Origin of the sequence: Streptosporangium sp. CA-115845, assembly GCF_050943795.1 — a bacterium.
Lineage (GTDB): Bacteria > Actinomycetota > Actinomycetes > Streptosporangiales > Streptosporangiaceae > Streptosporangium.
This window is the reverse complement of sequence record NZ_CP191988.1, coordinates 852112-869204: the sequence shown is the minus strand read 5'-3', so window position 1 is coordinate 869204 and position 17093 is coordinate 852112. Positions and strand designations below refer to the sequence as shown.

Genomic DNA, 17093 nt, shown 5'->3' with positions numbered 1-17093 from the left:
TGGTGCGGTGCCACCACAAGGAGTCCGTCGTGCGGCGGCTGTGACTTACGGCTCAGATGGACTTCACCCATGACCGAGCTTCGTCAGCAGGCATCGCAAGCTCACTTTGAACGAGAAGCACAGCTTCCTCTTCATTGCCTCGAACCTTGAGCTGGCGCACCCGACCAATAATGTCCATGGCTCTCATTGGATCTGTGTATTTAAGTACACGGCGTTGTCGAATACCTTTGACCATCAACACTATAAAAAATATGAAGAGGCAAACAAAAAGCGTGACGAAGAGCCCGATGAAGATAAAGGGGAGCACGAAGTCAGGCATCTGAGGATCGTAGCGTAGTGGCTGAAGTAGGGGCTGATCACCCTGCCTGCCGTCGGCCCTGGACAAGCCAGGCAGACCTCGGGGAGGGGCAGATCACACCGCCAGAGGAAGACCAGTTCACAGGCTGATCCTCGGGCCATTAGCGGGCCATTAACCAGGGTGACGAGGGGTCAACCACGGTCACTCACGACCGGCCGAACATCCAGCTCAGCCGCCCCACCTGCCGTACTCGATGCACTTCCCAAGCTGACAGCGCGGGTTCGATTCCCGTCACCCGCTCCACTCTCTCGTCCAGCCTGGCCAGGCGATCCCTTGATCACTGCTTAAGCTTTCGATCTTCATGGGCATACCGTGGGCACACCACACGAAAACGATCTTCTGAATTCCCTTTGGCATGCCATCTGACCAGCTGAAACTGGCTCCGCGGCAAGCATCAACAGCGGGTTGACGACGGCCCGATCCTCCTCCTCGCCCAGGTCATGTCCCGGTATGAACACTTACGGAGGCCTCGGTGAAGGAGAGGCGTGAACCCTAGGAGCGATAGGTGACCGCGATGACACGGGCGTTGCCCGCGCAAACCGCGGACGCCGTGATCATCGAGCAGTCCTGGCGGGAGCCCGAGCGCTTCTCCACCTGGAGTTGGCCCGGTTTGGTGGACACCTGATCTCTGGGGAACCCTGGTTCCCGGAAGAAGGAGTCTGCTGTGCCGAACAACTATCCGCCGGAGTTTCGCCGGCAGATGGTGGAGCTGGTGCGCGCGGGACGGACGCCGGAGGAACCGGCCAAGGAGTTCCAGCCTTCCGCGCAGTCGATCCGTACCTGGGTGCGCCAGGCCGACCTCGATGACGGCCGCCGCCAGGACGGTCTGACCAGCGCCGAGAAGGACGAGCTGGCCCGGCTGCGGCGCGAGAACAAGATTCTCCGTGAGGAGAAGGAGATCTTGCGCAAGGCCGCGGCTTTCTTCGCGCGGGAGACGGATCTGCCGAGATGAAGTTCCGGCTGATTCATGCGGAGAAGGACCACCACGAGGTCTCCCTGCCGGCCCGGGTGCTGGGTGTGTCGCGCCAGGGCTACTACGCCTGGGCGGCCCGGCAGCGGCGCGGCCCGTCGACTCGAGCCCGTCGCGACGCCGAGCCGACCGAGCGGATCCGTCGGCATCACCAGGCCTGTGATCAGATCTATGAGGCGCCGCGTATCCATGCCGGCCTGCGCGAGCTGGATGGGGTCCGGGTGGGCCGCATACGAGTGGCCCGGCTGATGCGTGCCGCCGGGCCGGCCGGGGTGAGCAGGGGTAAGGGCGCCCGCACCACTGTCACCGATCCGCGCGCCAGATCTGCATCCGACCTGGTCCGGCGCAACTTCTGTGCCGAGGAGCCGAACCGGATCTGGACCGCTGACATCACGTACGTGCCGACCTGGCAGGGCTTCGTCTATCCGGCGGTGGTGCTGGATGTCTTCTCCCGCCGGATCGTCGGCTGGGCGATGGCCGAGCACATGCGCACCGAGTTGGTGACCGATGCGCCGGCGATGGCGCTGCACCGGCGCCGCCCCGAGGCCGGGGTGATTCACCACAGCGATAAGGGGGGTCGATACACCTCGATTGCCTTCGGCCGGCGCTGTGAGCAGGCAGGCGTCCGCCCGTCGACGGGCCGGACCGGGACGTGCTTCGACAATGCGATCACCGAGAGCTTCTTTGCCTCGCTGGAGTGCGAGCTGATTGACCGGCGCACCTTCCGCACCAGGTCAGAAGCCGAACGGGCCCTGTTCGGCTACATCGAGGGCTTCTACAACCCGCGCCGCCGTCACTCCGCCAACGGCCGGCTCAGCCCCGCCGAATACGAACGCCGACACGCGCTCAAGAACGCCCAAGACCTCGACCATGCTGCCGCGTAGTCGCAAGCCCTGATGTGTCTATCGAACCGGGGCAACTCCACTTGCGGGTCAGGGATATGCGGATCCGGCTTGCTTGCTCCCACGAAGGGATGTCTCCTTCCCCGCCCTCAGCACAGAGTTTTATGCCTGTTTGCCACCTCTGTCTATTTTGGCGGGGAGGGTGTGTTCGATCAGACAGCCCCTGCCTAGGCTTTGCGGGCGAGCAGTTGAATCTCCTGGAACTGCCGCCGGTCGGTGGGCTGAGGCTCGCGAACCATCCGGGCCACCTCGGCCAACCCGGACTTGCGCAGCATCGCGGCGAGGTGATCAGGCCACCACCGATAGGCCGGCGCGACTGCGTGATCGAAGACCTGCGTCGGGTGAGACGGATCATCGCTTGCCGAAAAGCCGACCAGAAGGTGGCCGCCAGGTGCCAGCACACGATGGAACTCCGCCAGGATGACGGGGAGTTCCTGCGGCGGAGTGTGGATGATGGACCAACGTGAGAGTACGCCGCCCAGCACGCCGTCAGCGATGTTCAACGCGGCCATCGAGCCCACGTCGAACCGCAGGCCCGGATAGGCCTGTCGAGCCAACTCGATCATCGCGGGAGAGGTATCGACACCAAAGGCCGCCAGCCCCAGCTCGTCCAGATAAGCGGTGATATGGCCAGGCCCACACCCCAGGTCCGCGACCTGACCGTCCCCACTCGCGCTTACAACCTCGGCGAAGGCACCCAAGATCGCGCGGTCCAGGGGCCTGTCACGCAGCTCACCGCGGAACAGCTGCGCATAGGTGAGGGCAGCAGCGTCGTAAGCCTCGCGGGTGGCACTGAGGGCATCGTGTTCGACCATGCTCGCGACAGTAGTTCCTGGCCCCGAGGCGAGCCGAGAGAATCACGATCTTCCCTCCCGCCCGTTCGCCTGGGCCATCGCTAGTTCGGAGAAGGCAAGTGAGGTGAGGGCGTACTTGCCTCACCAGTATTCAGGCATGTCAGTGCGGCAGCTGACAGTCTGGGAAACGCCCGAAACCCTGGGCCTCCTGACCTGAGGGCACCCCGGCTCAAAGCATCCACGAAGAAGATCAACAGCTAGTGCAGAGAATCCGCCGGAGCGCAGTCAGATGGCGTCATCCAGCTGTTCGGCCAGCCGCTCCAGGCCACCCTTGATGAGCCGCCCATACTCGTCGTCGCCAAGTGCGCCGATCCCGGCCCGCGCCTGCTGGAGGTGCTCACGGGCGCGGCCGAGATCGCCCAGCTTGCGATAGCACTCACTCAAGTTCAGGTGCAACGACGGATACAAGCCGGCCACCGAAAGCGGCACCCCGGCTTGGGCCACCCGCTCATCAGTGATCAGGCCGACGGCGGCAAGCGCTCGCAGATCCCACATCAACTCCTGGTGCACGTCGTCCTGCACGTCGGCCATCGAGTGGGCAAGGACGCAAACATGCAGCGGGTCGCCTTGCTCGCCGCCGATGTCGTCCCAGATCTGCGCGAACAAGTCGCGAGCGGCTTCACGCTGACCTTGGTGGTGATGCAACTCCACCCCCTGGCCGATCCGGGTCATCGTCGGGTCGGTGGTCATTAGCGGCTCCTTCACCGTCGCGGGCGACCGCAGGCAGCCTACTTGTCTGACGCGGCTTAACGATCTTCAAGCTTCTGACCAGCTAGTTCGCTTGACAACCCCAGATAACCCACGCTTCGACTGGCAGGCCCAACCGCCACGCGGCTCCTTCGGAGTGCTTCGCATTGCGCCGGCCCGCTCGCTCTCTCAGGTCTGAAAACTCGCCTGGCTTCAACCGAATGCCCCCGGCGGGGGTACTCGGCTCCGGGATGATCGACGTCGCACCACGAAGGCCGTAAGTGGTTGAAGAGGTGCGCGCCCAGATTCCTACGCCGATCCGGCCCGCTCCGACTACATCGACCTCTACAAGTTCTCCGACCTGGACGCGCTGTTCGAGCTGCACGGCCATCTCCGGGCCGCCAACCCGGACAGCCTGGTGACGTTACGGTCGGACTGCGACCACGAACGAGCCCTGCACGTCCTGGCCGAGGGCTTCGGCGCGTTCGTACGTGGACTCACGCCTCTACGGAGTCGTCGGACCGGGTGAAGCGGACCCAGCGACAGCTCCAGTCGTCGTCCGCATATGACTGTGCTGGTCCGTACATCTCTTCCGTGGACATGTACCGTCCCCGAGTTCCTTCGTGCCATCCGCAGGTGACGCGATACATGCCGGGCTTGACCCACAGCACCGTACCGAGACCCCCTGGCCGTCCAGGTTGAGTTGGACAGGGGGATTCAGCCGGGCCAGGGCCTTGATTGACGCGGCTCTTTCCTGCGGTGTCGCGTACGAGCCGGTCTCACGAGCGTTTACCGCCGCCCAGACGACAACGACCCGGCCGCTGCGGAGCTCAAGCTCTCCTACTTCCTGTTCTTCGGCCGCGGACGCCCCGGCTGCGCGCCGACGTGGCGCATCCGTCCTACCGTGGGGGATCCATGAGCGCATGATCAGAAAGTTGTCGTCGTCGCCGACAGGGCCCTTCTGGTACCGGGCGTAGGCAATCTCCGCGCTGCCCTCGCGGTCCATTTCCCAGATGAGGCCGGCATGTTCCTCGTGCTCGCCGAAACGCACGAACGCGGCTTCGAGGTCATCGTCGTCCGGGTGGACCGCCGACCAGGCACGGGCATAGTCGCAGGCAGGATCCAGTTCGTAGTCAGGGCTGTGCACTGCACCGCCCCAGTCCGAGAAGGAGTCGACCTCACAGACGAGCAGCGGTCCACCCAGACAGCCAACCGTGGCGGACTCCCACACATATGTGGACTGCGACCTGGAATCTTCGTTGCTCACGTAAGCGGCTGCCGATCAATGACGGGTATCAGAAAACATTGGACGGTCACCAGTGTGAGTCATAGCGGCGCCATCAGCATCGGTGGAACTACGTAGTCCGACGGAGGGCTGACTGCTAGGCCACCCGCGCCGTCGAGGTGGGACAGGCAGCCCGCACGGTCATCGCAGCCGGACCTCAGTGACCGGCCACGGCGGCCAGCAGGTCGCCGGCACCGGCACCGGCGGCAATGCCCAGGGCCCGGCCGCCGGGTAGTGCCGGCACCTCGGGCCGGACGGGGTTGACACGCAGCAGGCGGCCGTGCGCGCGGCTGCGGGCGATGCGCTCCATGGGCAGGCGGACGACGGTGGGGGTGTTGTAGCCGCTGCCGATGTCCAGGACGAGCAGGCGCTCGTCGGCCGGGCCGCCGTCCAGCCATGCCCGCAGCCGCCGGCCGACGGGCGGGTAGGGATCGGGGATGTACAAGGAGTTCATCGACCGCCGCATCATCCTGGAGGCGAAACGTCTGCTGGCCCACGGCGACCAACCGGCCGCCCACATCGCCGCCCAACTCGGCTTCTCCAGCCCCACCAACTTCAGCAAGTACTTCCACCACCGCGTCGGCACGACCCCGATCGCCTTCCGCACCGCCATACGCCGCCCGGCACCCGAGCACTGACTCGTCAGCAATGCCCGCTATGGCCTATCGCATCCTCCGCCGGCGCTCCCCACGGAAAGTCGCCAAATCACCACAAAGGGCCTACTCGCGGGCATCCCACATCGCAGCGGATACTCCTCCACCGGAGGCCAGGCAGTGGCGCGGCACGCGGCCGGCCTGGGTCCAGCCGGCCGCGTGGTGGGAAGGCCGTCAGAAGGGATAGCGCGCGGGCTCGCCGCGCATGGTGATCCAGCGGGTCTCGGTGAACGCCTCGATGTTCGCCGCGGCGCCCCCGAAGCGGGCCCCGGTGCCGGACGCCCGTACGCCGCCGAATGGCGCGTTGGCCTCGTCGTTCACGGTCTGGTCGTTGATGTGCACGATGCCGGTGGGGATGCGTTCCGCGACGGCGAGCCCGTGCATCACGTCACGTGTCACGATGCCCAGCGAGAGCCCGTACTCGCCCGCCGCGGCAAGCTCGGCGGCCTCCTCGGCCGAGGACACCCGGGTGACCGGCGCGACGGGACCGAACACCTCCTCGGCGAAGGCGGGCGCGGTGAGGGGGACGTCGGCCAGCACGGTCGGCCGGTAGAAGAGGTCGTCGTACGTTCCGCCGGACACCGGTTTCGCGCCCTGCGCCACGCTCGCCGTGACCATACGGTGGATCTTGTCTCGCTGTCCCGCGTCGATGACCGGCCCCAGCGCGACCGCGCCGGATTTCGGGTCGCCCACCAGAAGCCTGCCGGCCTTCTCCGCGAGCCGTTCCACGAAGTCGTCGTACAGCCGCGCGGAGACCAGGTGACGCCCGGTCGTCATGCAGATCTGCCCCTGGTGGAAGAACGACCCCCAGGCGGCCAGGTTCACCGCCGCGTCCACGTCGGCGTCGTCGAGCACCAGCAGCGCGGAGTTCCCGCCGAGCTCCAGATGCGCCCGCTTCAGCTGCCGCCCCGCCAGCTCGCCGATACGGCGGCCCACGGGGGTCGAGCCGGTGAACGAGATGACCCGGACGTTCGGGTCGGTGACCAGGGCCTCGCCGACATCGGCGCGGCCGGGCAGCATCTGCAGGACACCGGGCGGCAGGCCGGCCTCCTCGAAGACGCGCGCCATGAGTGTGCCGCCGGTGACCGCGGTGCGTGGGTCCGGCTTGAGGATGACGGCGTTGCCGAGGGCGAGCGCCGGGGCGACCGACCGGATGCCGAGAATGATCGGCACGTTGAACGGTGAGATCACCGCGACCACGCCCGCCGGCATCCGCCGCGCCATGGACAGCCGCGGCTGCTCCGACGGCAGGACCTCGCCGATCGCCCGGCTCGGCAGCGAGGCCGCCTCGTAGCACTCCTCCGCCGCCACGTGTAGCGCGAACCCGGCCATCCCCGGGACCGCGCCGACCTCACGGATGTTCCAGTCGCCGATCTCCTCGGCGTGGCGCTGCCACAGGTCTCCGGCTCTGCGCAGGACGGCCGCGCGCGCGGTGTGCGGCATCGCCGCCCACTCCCGCTGGGCCCTGGTGGCCGTCTCCCCCGCCTCGGCGACGTCCTCGGGGGTCGCCAGCCCCATCCGGCCGAGTTTCTCACCGGTGGCCGGTTCGACGACCGCATAGTCGCCGCCCCGCCCGGTGGTCCACACGCCGTTCTTGAAGATGTTCCCCTGCCAGTCGACGTCGTCGAGAAGTCCCACAGCGGGTGTCCTTTCCTGTTGTCCTCAGTGGCTCATGCGCAGGACGGGCTTGAGCACGTCGCCCTGGCGGCTGTCTTGCAGTGCCGTGTCGATGTCGGCCAGGTCGTAGAACCGCACCAGCCGGTCGAACGGGAAGCGTCCCTGGCGATGCAGTTCGACGAGGGTGCCGATGAGCGTCTCGCTGCGGCCGCTGCCGCCCAGGGTGCCGACGACCCGCTTGCCCCACAGCGTCGACAGGTGGTCGAGGCCGAACTCCGCGCCCGCCGGCGCGCCGCCGATGAGGACGCAGGTCCCGAGCATTCCCACGCTGTCGGCCGCCTGGCGTACGACGGGGATGACGCCGGTGCACTCCATGGCGTAGTCGGCCGGCCCGCCGCAGATCCGGTGCACCTCCGCCACCGGGTCGGCCTCGGAGACGTGGACGGTGTGGGTGGCGCCGAACTCCTCGGCCAGGGAGAGGCGGGCCGGGTGCCGGTCCACCGCGATGATCGTCGTGGCCGGGGAGAGCCGGGCGGCCATCACCGCGGCCAGCCCGACCGCGCCCACGCCGTACACCACGAGGCTCGACCCCGGGCCGGGCTTCAGCGTGTTGAACACCGCCCCCGCGCCCGTCGAGATGCCGCAGGCGAGCGGGCCGAGCAGGTCCAACGGCGCGTCCCGGGGGACCACGACCAGGGCGTCGGCCCAGGTGAGTGAGTAGGTCGAGAACGACGATTGACCGAAGAAGTGGCTGTGCACCGGTGAGCCGTCGGGGCGGCGCAGGGCGGTCTGCCCGGCGCGCGGGCCGAGCAGCCGCCCGCCTCCGCACAGGGCCTCCCCGAGGCGGGCGCAGTAGCGCGGCTCGCCGTCGCGGCAGTTGCGGCAGGCGCCGCACGACGGCCAGCCGATTACCACGTGGTCGCCCGGCCGCACCCGGGTGACGCCGTCGCCCACGGCCACGACCTCCCCGGCCCCCTCGTGGCCGAGCACGCCGGGGAACGGCATCGGCAGGTCCCCGTGCCGGGTGATCTCGTCGGTGTGGCAGACTCCCGAGGCGACGATCTTCACCAGCGCCTCGCCCGGCCCGGGCTCGTCGAGATCGAGTTCTTCGATGCGGAACGGTCCGTGGAGCTCGTCGACGACGGCGGCGGTCACCTTCATGGCGTTCTTTCCTCAGGACTCGGGGGACGGACGAAGTAGCCGACGGGGAACAGGCTCAGACCGGTCCTGTCACGCACCAGCCCCCACAACCCCCGCGGGAGCCGGAGCGCCGCCGCGATGCCGATGGCGCCCAGGAGCACCAGGTACCAGGAACCGTGGTCGGACAGCAGTTGCTGCAGCCCGAAGAAGACGACCGCCCCGATCAGGGGACCTTCGATGGAGCCGATGCCGCCGATGACGACAATGAAGATCATGTACGCCGACCACTGCACGCTGAAGACGGCGTCGGGGTTGACGCTGAGCGAGCTCACCGTGATGACCCCGCCGGCCGCGCCGCAGCCGATCGCCGAGACGAGGTAGACCACCTGCTTGGCCCGCCGTACGTCGATCCCGACGGAGCTCGCGGCGGTCTCCTCGTCGCGTACGGCCATGAGCGACAGGCCGAGCCTGCCCCGCAGCAACAGGTGGCATCCGGCGATCGTGGCCAGTGCCAGGACGAGCGCGGTCCAGTAGGTCAGCGCCCCGCGCAGGACCTGGTCGATGCCGGAGAGCCCGGTCAGGCCCTTGCCGCTGCCGCCGCCGAGGCTGTCCACCCGTACGACCAGGAGCCGGTAGACCTCGGCGATCACCCAGGTCCCGACGGCGAAGTAGTCGCCGCGCAGCCGGAAGGCCAGCCACGAGGTCGGCAGCGCGAAGGCGGCGCAGGTGAGCGCGGCCAGCGGCACCGCGAGGTACGGCTGCACGCCCAGGTCGGCGAGCGCGATGACACTGTAGGCGCCGATGCCGATGTAGGCCTGCTGCCCCACCGAGACCAGCCCGCCGAACCCGGCGAGCAGGTTCCACATGCCGGCCAGCGCGACCAGCACGAACAGGTTGACGAGGGTGTCGGTGACCGTGCTGAACACCAGGAACGGGAGCGCCGCGAGCACCGCGACGGCGATCAGCATCGCGACGGCCGGCAGGTGGGAGGAACGGGCGGCGCGGCTCACGTCCACCGCCACCGCCGCGCGTGCGGTCGGCATCTGGGAGATGGTCATGCGGTCCGTCCTGCGAGCAGGCCCTGCGGCCGGAAAGCCAGCACGGCGAGGAAGACGAGGTGGCCGGCGAGCAGGGTCAGCGCGGGGTCGATCTGCGCCCCCAGGGACTGGGTGACGCCGAGGACGATGCCGCCGAGCAGTGTCCCCCACAGCGACCCGAGGCCGCCGATGACGACCGCCTCGAAGGCGAAGATCAGCCGCGAGGGGCCGATCGCGGGGTCGAACGAGGAGCGGATCGCGAACATCAGGCCGGCCAGCGCGACGGTGGCGAAAGCGATGGCGGTCGCGATGCCGTAGACGTGCCGGCTGTCGGCGCCCACCAGGTTCGCGGTCTCCCGGTCGTCGGACGAGGCGCGCAGCATCCGGCCAAGGCCGGTGCGCGACAGGAACAGCTGGATGCCGGCCAGGGCGAGGCAGGCCAGCAGGAAGGTCGTCAGCGAGAGGTAGCCGACGGAGATCGAGCCGCTGAGCTCGAACGAGCCCGTGGCGAAGGGGCCTCCGTCGAGGGTGCGGGTGTCCGCGGAGAAGATCTCCAGCAGGACGTTCTGGAGCACGATGGACAGGCCGAAGGTGACCAGCAGAGTCGCCAGCGGCCCCGCGGACAGGCTGCGTTGCAGCAGCACCCGCTGGGTGAGGTAGCCGAGCACGGCGAACAGCGGCACGGTCACGACCAGCACGACCCACAGGGGGAGCCCGGTTCCGCTGATCAGGGCCAGCGCCAGGAACGAGGCGACCACCGCGAGGTCGCCGTGCGCGAGGTTCACGATCCGCATGACGCCGAACATCACCGACAACCCGGTCGCGAACAGCGCGTAGAGCCCGCCGAGTAGCAGCCCTTGGATAACGGCGTTGAGCCAACCCATGTCAGTTTCGTCCCTTTCCTGCGGGCTCGGCCGGCGCCGCTCCGATCCCGAAATACGCGTGCTCGACCTGTTCCGAGGTCAGGTCCTGGGGGCGTCCGTGCAGGACGGAGCGGCCTTCGAGCAGGCAGTGCACCCGGTCTGCCACCTGCAGGGCCTGGGAGACGTCCTGCTCGACGATCAGCGCGGTGGTGCCGCCGGCGACGATGTCCGGGAGCACCTGGTAGATGCGGCGTACGATCACCGGCGCCAGGCCCAGCGACAGCTCGTCGATGAGCAGGAGGTCGGGGTTGGACAACAGCGCCCTGCCGATGGCCACCGACTGCTGCTCGCCGCCCGACAGCTGTGCGGCGTTCTGCCTGCGCCGGTCGGCCATCCAGGGGAACAGCTCGTAGACCCGGGCCACGGTCCAGGGGCCGGGACGCCTGCGGTACGCCCCGGTCAGCAGGTTCTCCTCTACCGTGAGGGAGCGGAACAGCCGCCGCCCCTCCGGCACCAGGGCGATCCCCTCCGGCACGCGCCGGTACGCGGGGAAGCGGGTGATGTCGCGCCCCTTGAAGTGGATGCTCCCCGACGTCAGGGGGTTGAGCCCGGCCAGGGCGCGCAGCAGCGTGGACTTGCCCGCGCCGTTGGCGCCGATGACCGTGAGCACCTCGCCCTTCTCCATGTCCAGGCTGAGGCCGTCCACGGCGCGGAGCTGGCCGTGGTGCACGGTGAGGTCGCGGATCGACAGCAGCGTCATGAGCCCTCCTCGTCGGTCAGACCGGTCTCCGGGCCGCCGCCCAGGTAGAGCTCGCGTACCTTCGGGTCGGCGAGCACCGCCATCGGCTCGCCGTCCGCGACCACGTCGCCGCCGGCCAGGCACACCATCCGGCCGACCGTCTTCACCAGCGCGTGCACGACGTGTTCGATCCAGACGATGCCGAGGCCCTCGGTGTGCAGCCGTTTCACCACCTCGACCAGTTCGACCACCTCCGGCTCGGTCAGCCCGCCGGCGACCTCGTCCAGCAGCAGCAGCCGGGGCGCGGTGCCGATGGCGCGGGCCACCTCCAGACGCTTGCGCTGGAGCAGGGTGAGCCGTCCCGCAGGGGTGTTGGCGAGGTCGGCCAGGCCGGTGCCGTCGAGCACGTCCATGCTGTGCGTCCAGGCCTGCCTGCCCTTGAGCCCGGCGCCCTGGTGGGCGCAGACCAGCACGTTCTCGAACACGGTCAGGTGCTCGAAGGGCCGGGGCACCTGGTAGGTGCGGCCGACGCCGGCCCGGGTGCGGGCGTGCGGCGGTACCGCGGTGACCTCCCGCCCCTCGAACCACACCGCGCCGCTGTCGGGGCGCAGGTCACCGGAGATCATGGCGAACAGGCTGGACTTTCCGGCTCCGTTCGGCCCCACGATCCCGAGCGCCTCACCCGGCTGGACGGAAAGCGTCAGCTCCCTGGCGACGGTCACCTTGCCGAAGCTCTTGGTGACGCCGTCGAGGTGCAGCAGTGGCGAGGCCATCAGGCGTTGGTGGGCATCAGGTCGCCGCCGACGGGGACGTCCTTGTTCGCCGAGTTGTCGACGATGACGACGTCCCAGGGGAAGCGCTCGCCCTTGCGCCACTGACCGCCGACCGGGTGCTGGATGGCGATGCCCGGCTGCGGGCCCGCGGTGAAGTCGAGGTTCCCGCTCATGCAGTTGATCTTCATGCCACGCAGCTTGGCGGCCACCTCGTCGCGGTCCTTGGGGTCGCTCGCCTCCTTGAACGCCTGGACCGCGATCTCGAACAGGGAGTAGACCGAGCCGAGGGCCTGGGTCCACTGCTTGCCGGTGGCCGCGGCGAAGCCGTCGGCGAGCTGCCTGGCGCTCTTGCCGTCGATGGTGGAGGTGTACGGGTGGGCGGGGCTCCACCAGAAGTCGGTGGCGATGTTGTTCGCGAGCTCACCGAGGGCCTCGGCCTCCGAAGGGAACAGCATGACCTTCGCGACGGTGGCCAGCTTCGGCCGGAAGCCCTGCTGCCGGGCCTGCTTCCAGAAGGTCTGGAAGTCCGGGGGGATCGGGGTGCAGGTGAACAGCTCGGCGTCCGACTCCTTGAACTTCGCGATCTGCGCGGTGAAGTCGGTCGCGCCGCCCTGGTAGGCGCCGCCGTCGACCACGGTGTAGCCGGCCTTCTCCATCATCGGGCCGAGCCCCCGGCGGAACGCGTTGGCGTCGGTGTCGTTGGGCCACAGGGACGCCACGTTCTTGTTCGAGACGTCCATGCGCTCCCACATCGGGAAGAAGCAGTCGGCGAACTCCTGCATGCCGAAGAAGAACAGCGTCGTGTATGTGAAACCCTCGCCCGGCTTGCCGCCCCGGCCGTGGAACCACGCCTCCCACGGAGCGATCGTGGTGATGTTCGGGATGCCGTTGGCCTCGCACTGATCGGCCACGGGGTTGGTGGTGTCGGGCGTGGAGGAGCCGACGATGAGGTCGACCTTGTCGCTGTTGATCAGCTGCCGGGTGACCTCGGTGGCGCGATTGGGGTTCGACTGCGTGTCCTTGACGACGATCTCGAGCGTGCGCTTCTTGCCGCCGGAGGTGAACCCGTTCCGCAGTGCCTCCTGGATCTGTTTGACCACGAAGTTGTCGGCGGTGGCGAAACCGGCCAGCGGGCCCGTCTGAGGGCTGACATATCCGATCTTGAGCACGTCGGACGAGGAACCGCCCGTGCCCTTCAGCCCGCCGCAGGCGCTCACCAGCGAGCCGCCGCCGAGGGCCGCGGCACCGAGACCGACCGCCCTGAGGAAGGAACGGCGGCCCAGGCCGTCCATGGAGATGTCGCTCACGCCAAACTCCTTCTTTGACGGTGTCCGAGCGAAGGCGCTCTTCGTGGGACACCGCGTTGCTCTGTGTTGCCTTGGGGGGAACTCGTTCGGCCACCTCTCGACTGGGAGACGGCACGGACATCCGGGTGGCGGAAAGTTGAGCCGACCGTACGGTCCCGTTAACACCAGAGCAACACTGTGTTCCGGAAGTTCGAACGCGATTTGCGTGTTTGGAACGACTCAGGACTGCGGGCGGTATCCGAGGCGCTTGGAGATCTCGGCGGCGGCGCGCCGGAGCGGCGGTTCGACCCGTCCCGCCAGGGCCTCGACGGTGGTCGGCGCGACGGTGAGGTGAACGGCGACGTTGACCGCCGCGACGACCTCGCCCGAACGATCCCGCACCGGAGCCGCGAACGAGCGCAGCCCCGGGGCCAGTTCCTCGTCGTTCACCGCGACGCCGCTCTGACGCACCTTGGCGAGGGCGGCGGTCAGCTGCTCCCGGTTGGTGATCGTCTTCGGCCCCCGGCGTGCCATGTCCGTGCGGTCGAGGATCTGCCTGAGCGCCGCCGGGTCCCGGTACGCCAGCAGCGCCTTGCCCATCGCGGTGCAGTAGGCGGGCAGCCGGGAGCCCACGTGCAGGTTGAGGTCCATGGCCAGGGAACTGCGCCGGCCGCTTCGCCTGCGGTCCACGTAGACGACGTCGGGTCCGTCGCACAGCCCCATGCTGGCCGTGAACCCCGTCTCGTCGGCCAAGGTCTGGAGCAGGGGTCCGGCGACGCGGGTGAGCTCCATGGAGTCGATCGCCGCGAACCCGAGGTCGATCGCCCGCGGGCCGAGGAAGTACTTTTTGGTCTCCGGGTCCTGCTGGATGTACTCCAGCTTGGTCAGGGTGGCGACGTACCGGTGCGTCGTGCTCTTGTTGAGGCCGACGGCCCGTGCCAGGTCGGCGATCCCCAGCACCGAGCGGTTCCCGGTGAAGGCGGACAGGATGCTCAGCCCCCGCTCCAGGGACACGGAGAAGGAACCGGAGGGGTCGGATGTTGCGCGGCCGCGCGGGCGGGGGGACTCGTCATCGGTCACAGGGGTCAGCATATGGTGACTTCGTTCCACCTGTTCGAACCATTTTGACTACGGGCTCGATCGGGTGAACGCTGTTCGACCGGGTGGCACAGGTGGCCTCCCCGCGTCCGGCGGCGTGGCCGTACGAGACGAGGCGAGGCGAAAGAGAGGATCGAGCCATATGGCCGGAGCGGGGGGCACCGGAAGCGGGGCGATCCGTGCTGCGAGCGGCTGCCGGAAGGCGCGCGTCGAGCACTTCGTCGGTGGCGACTGGGCGCCGGCCGGATCCGGACGCTGGTATCCGAACCGTTCCCCCTGGTCCGGCGAGGTACTCGGCGAGATCGCCGCCGGTGACGGCGAGGACGCGCACCGGGCGATCGAGGCCGCCTCCGCGGCGTTCGGCGGCTGGGCCGGGGAGTCGCCCTGGCGACGCCAGCAGATCTTCCTGCGCGCGGCCGACCTCCTGGAGGGGCGCCGCGCCGAGATCCTCGACGCCCTCGCGGTGGAGACCGGGTGCGGGCGCCACTTCGGCGGCGTCCAGGTCGACTTCGCCCTCAAGCTCCTCCGCCAGGCCGCGCAGCTGGCGTACCGGCCGACCGGGGAGCTGCTCCCGTCGGACATCGAGGGCACCCAGGCCATGGCCGTACGCCGCCCGGTGGGAGTGGTCTGCGCGATCGCCCCCTGGAACGCCTCACTCGCCCTGGCGGGACGGGCGGCCATCGGGCCGCTCGCGCTCGGCAACACCGTGGTGCTGAAACCCTCGGAGGAGTCCCCCTACACCGGTGGCGCGCTCTGGGCGGAGCTCCTCCAGGAGGCCGGCCTGCCCCCCGGCGCGTTCAACGTCGTCACCCACGCCCCGGGCGAGGCCGGCGACATCGGCGACGCGATGCTCACCAACCCCCTGGTCAAGCGGATCAACTTCACCGGGTCGACGCCGACGGGACGGCGCCTCGCCGAGAAGGCGGGCAGGCACCTCAAGCGCGTCGTGCTCCAGCTCAGCGGCCAGAACCCGCTCATCGTCGCGGGCGACGCCGAGGTCGGGTACGCGGTGGACGCCGCGGCCTACGGCGCCTTCGTCCACCAAGGACAGGTGTGCATGTGCGCACGGCGGATCTACGTCGAACACCCGCTGGCCGAGGAGTTCACCGAGCGGTTCGCGGCCAAGGTGGCGGCGCTGCCGACGGGCGACCCGCGCGATCCGGCGACGGTCGTCGGGCCGGTCATCAACGAGTGGGCCCTGGCCCTCCTCGACCGCCGCGTCAACGAGGCCGTCGAACTCGGCGCCCGCATCCTGGCCGGCGGAGTCCCCCGGCCGCCCTGCTATCCGGCCACCGTGCTCACCGACGTCCCCGACGAGGCCGAGATCGCCCACGGCGAGACCTTCGGGCCGGTCGTGATCCTGGAGGCCGTCGCCTCGGCCGAGGAGGCGGTCGCCCGGGCCAACCGGTCGGATCTGGGCCTGGCCGCCTCGATCATCACGGGGGACAGCCGACGCGGCCTGCGACTGGCGGCGAAACTGGACGTCGGCATCGTCCACGTGAACGACCAGCCCGTCAACGACGAGCCGCACATGCCGTTCGGCGGCGTCAAGGACAGCGGCTGGGGACGTTTCGGGCTCGGTTTCGCCGCCGAGGAGTTCTGCGAGCTCCAGTGGGTCACCGTACGCGACCAGGACCGGGCCTTCCCCTTCTGACCTACCACCGCCGGCGGCGGCCTGGATGAGGAGGCCTGGCTCAGGAAAGGTCGATGGTGAGACCGGAAACGGCGATGCCGATCTCGCCGTCGTATTCGGCCCCAGCGGCGGCTTGCGCGGCTGTGGCGTCTGTGCCTGGCTGCAGGTGAGTCAGTAACAGGTGTCGGGCGTCGGCTTCCTTGGCTTGCCGGCCTGCTTGGCGGGCGCTCGACAGGTGGCGCCGCGAATCCTCCGGGACCCGGTCCACGTAGGTGGCCTCGGCCAGAAGCAGGTCAGCGCCGCGCGCCAGGTCCACCACATCGGGGCTCGGGCCGGTGTCACCGGTGTACGCGAGCACCCGCTCGCCCGCTGTCAGCCGTATGCCGGCATTGGGCACCGAGTGCGGCAGCAGACGGGTCTGCGCGTGGAACGGGCCGATGTCGAGCCGGTCGCCGGCGGTGAACTCGTGCAGGACATAGGCGTCGGCCAGCATCCCCGGGCGGTCCAGCGCGAGTACCGCATCCAGGGCGCCGGGCAGCGAGTACACCGGCAGCGGTGCCGGCGGGTCATCACGCAGTGCACGCGCCCGCAACAGCGGGTTCAGGTCGGCGCAGTGATCGGGATGTCCGTGACTGATGAACACCGCGTCGACCTGATCGGCGGTGACCCGTTCCAGCAGCCGCGGCACCGTCGCATAACCAGGGTCGACGAGTAGCCTGAACCGATCGTGTTCCACGAGATAACCACTGCAGGCCTGGCCCGCCCCCGGCCACGCACCGCATCCGCCAAGGATTGTCAGCAACATCCATGAACTCTACGGCCGGCTCATCGACCATGGCGCGCCCGTATGAGCTGTGCACGTCAGCCCGTACGCCGACAGCACCTGGTCAGGCAGCCCCACTCTCGCGAGGCATGGCCGCCCAGGATGTCGTGTTCGGCAATGATGTCGACGACGCCCGGTAGGGCGAACCGCGGGGGCGACGACGAGCGGGGCGGGGCGCCTGCTCTTCCTCCCGGCCGGTGCGGCTGACCGAGCCCATGCGACCAAGCGCGATAACCGGCCGGCGGCCACCTCAAGCAGGCTCACGCGGGTGACACTAACTCACCCCGTTTTGGCATGGATCATGTCAGCCGAAAGAGCCTCCGGCTCCGAGATGATCGCCACACCCGGGTCAGGGTTGGTCAGTGGCTGAGGTGG

16 protein-coding genes are annotated in these 17093 nt (G+C 68.8%); 3 read left to right on the top strand and 13 right to left on the bottom strand.

Features of this window, described 5'->3' with window-relative positions; genetic code table 11:
• Window positions 1–52 precede the first annotated feature (52 nt).
• Window positions 53–319 (bottom strand): hypothetical protein, encoded by a 267-nt coding sequence (locus ACQP0P_RS06215; protein ID WP_433372114.1) that lies wholly within the window; start codon window positions 317–319, stop codon window positions 53–55.
• 739 nt (window positions 320–1058) lie between these two features.
• Here ACQP0P_RS06215 and ACQP0P_RS06210 point away from each other — a divergent pair.
• Window positions 1059–2212 (top strand): IS3 family transposase gene (locus tag ACQP0P_RS06210; protein ID WP_433381717.1). Its coding sequence is split into 2 segments (ribosomal slippage): window positions 1059–1272 and window positions 1272–2212, totalling 1155 coding nucleotides; the frame shifts between segments, so codons are not numbered across the junction.
• A 185-nt stretch (window positions 2213–2397) separates the two neighbouring features.
• Here the strand turns inward: ACQP0P_RS06210 and ACQP0P_RS06205 are convergent.
• From ACQP0P_RS06205 to ACQP0P_RS06195, 3 genes are all read right to left on the bottom strand, one after another.
• Window positions 2398–3045, bottom strand: a complete 648-nt coding sequence (locus ACQP0P_RS06205; protein WP_433372111.1) for a class I SAM-dependent methyltransferase — start codon at window positions 3043–3045, stop codon at window positions 2398–2400.
• 264 nt (window positions 3046–3309) lie between these two features.
• Entirely contained in the window at window positions 3310–3774 is a 465-nt protein-coding gene (locus ACQP0P_RS06200; RefSeq protein WP_433372108.1) for a hypothetical protein, read from the bottom strand.
• 1439 nt (window positions 3775–5213) lie between these two features.
• Window positions 5214–5510 (bottom strand): hypothetical protein, encoded by a 297-nt coding sequence (locus ACQP0P_RS06195; protein ID WP_433372105.1) that lies wholly within the window; start codon window positions 5508–5510, stop codon window positions 5214–5216.
• Here ACQP0P_RS06195 and ACQP0P_RS06190 point away from each other — a divergent pair.
• Complete coding sequence (locus ACQP0P_RS06190) at window positions 5494–5694, top strand: helix-turn-helix domain-containing protein (protein ID WP_433372102.1); 201 nt, start codon at window positions 5494–5496, stop codon at window positions 5692–5694. The two genes, ACQP0P_RS06195 and ACQP0P_RS06190, sit on opposite strands and share 17 nt — an antisense overlap.
• A gap of 189 nt (window positions 5695–5883) precedes the next feature.
• Here ACQP0P_RS06190 and ACQP0P_RS06185 read toward each other — a convergent pair whose 3' ends face one another.
• The 8 genes from ACQP0P_RS06185 to ACQP0P_RS06150 form a co-directional block, all read right to left on the bottom strand.
• Window positions 5884–7347 carry a benzaldehyde dehydrogenase gene (locus ACQP0P_RS06185; RefSeq protein ID WP_433372099.1) on the bottom strand — a complete coding sequence of 488 codons (1464 nt, stop codon included), beginning with the start codon at window positions 7345–7347 and terminating at the stop codon, window positions 5884–5886.
• Between the two features lie 24 nt (window positions 7348–7371).
• Window positions 7372–8487, bottom strand: a complete 1116-nt coding sequence (locus tag ACQP0P_RS06180; RefSeq protein ID WP_433372096.1) for an NAD(P)-dependent alcohol dehydrogenase — start codon at window positions 8485–8487, stop codon at window positions 7372–7374.
• The gene (locus ACQP0P_RS06175; RefSeq protein ID WP_433372093.1) at window positions 8484–9524 is read right to left on the bottom strand and encodes a branched-chain amino acid ABC transporter permease; all 1041 of its coding nucleotides are present in this window, start codon (window positions 9522–9524) and stop codon (window positions 8484–8486) included. Before ACQP0P_RS06175 ends, ACQP0P_RS06180 begins: the two co-directional genes overlap by 4 nt.
• Window positions 9521–10387 carry a branched-chain amino acid ABC transporter permease gene (locus tag ACQP0P_RS06170; protein ID WP_433372090.1) on the bottom strand — a complete coding sequence of 289 codons (867 nt, stop codon included), beginning with the start codon at window positions 10385–10387 and terminating at the stop codon, window positions 9521–9523. The genes ACQP0P_RS06175 and ACQP0P_RS06170 overlap by 4 nt, the downstream gene beginning before the upstream one ends.
• A 1-nt stretch (window position 10388) precedes the next feature.
• The gene (locus tag ACQP0P_RS06165; RefSeq protein WP_433372087.1) at window positions 10389–11126 is read right to left on the bottom strand and encodes an ABC transporter ATP-binding protein; all 738 of its coding nucleotides are present in this window, start codon (window positions 11124–11126) and stop codon (window positions 10389–10391) included.
• Window positions 11123–11878, bottom strand: a complete 756-nt coding sequence (locus ACQP0P_RS06160) for an ABC transporter ATP-binding protein (protein WP_350951785.1) — start codon at window positions 11876–11878, stop codon at window positions 11123–11125. Before ACQP0P_RS06160 ends, ACQP0P_RS06165 begins: the two co-directional genes overlap by 4 nt.
• Complete coding sequence (locus ACQP0P_RS06155) at window positions 11878–13185, bottom strand: ABC transporter substrate-binding protein (RefSeq protein ID WP_433372083.1); 1308 nt, start codon at window positions 13183–13185, stop codon at window positions 11878–11880. The genes ACQP0P_RS06160 and ACQP0P_RS06155 overlap by 1 nt, the downstream gene beginning before the upstream one ends.
• Before the next feature lie 219 nt (window positions 13186–13404).
• On the bottom strand, window positions 13405–14244 hold the full coding sequence (locus ACQP0P_RS06150) for an IclR family transcriptional regulator (protein ID WP_433372080.1): 840 nt from the start codon (window positions 14242–14244) through the stop codon (window positions 13405–13407).
• Between the two features lie 160 nt (window positions 14245–14404).
• On the opposite strand from ACQP0P_RS06150, the gene ACQP0P_RS06145 reads away from it, so the two are divergent.
• Entirely contained in the window at window positions 14405–15916 is a 1512-nt protein-coding gene (locus tag ACQP0P_RS06145; protein ID WP_433372077.1) for an aldehyde dehydrogenase family protein, read from the top strand.
• A 40-nt stretch (window positions 15917–15956) separates the two neighbouring features.
• Here the strand turns inward: ACQP0P_RS06145 and ACQP0P_RS06140 are convergent, their stop codons facing one another.
• Window positions 15957–16700, bottom strand: a complete 744-nt coding sequence (locus tag ACQP0P_RS06140; RefSeq protein WP_433372074.1) for an MBL fold metallo-hydrolase — start codon at window positions 16698–16700, stop codon at window positions 15957–15959.
• Between the last annotated feature and the right edge of the window lie 393 nt (window positions 16701–17093).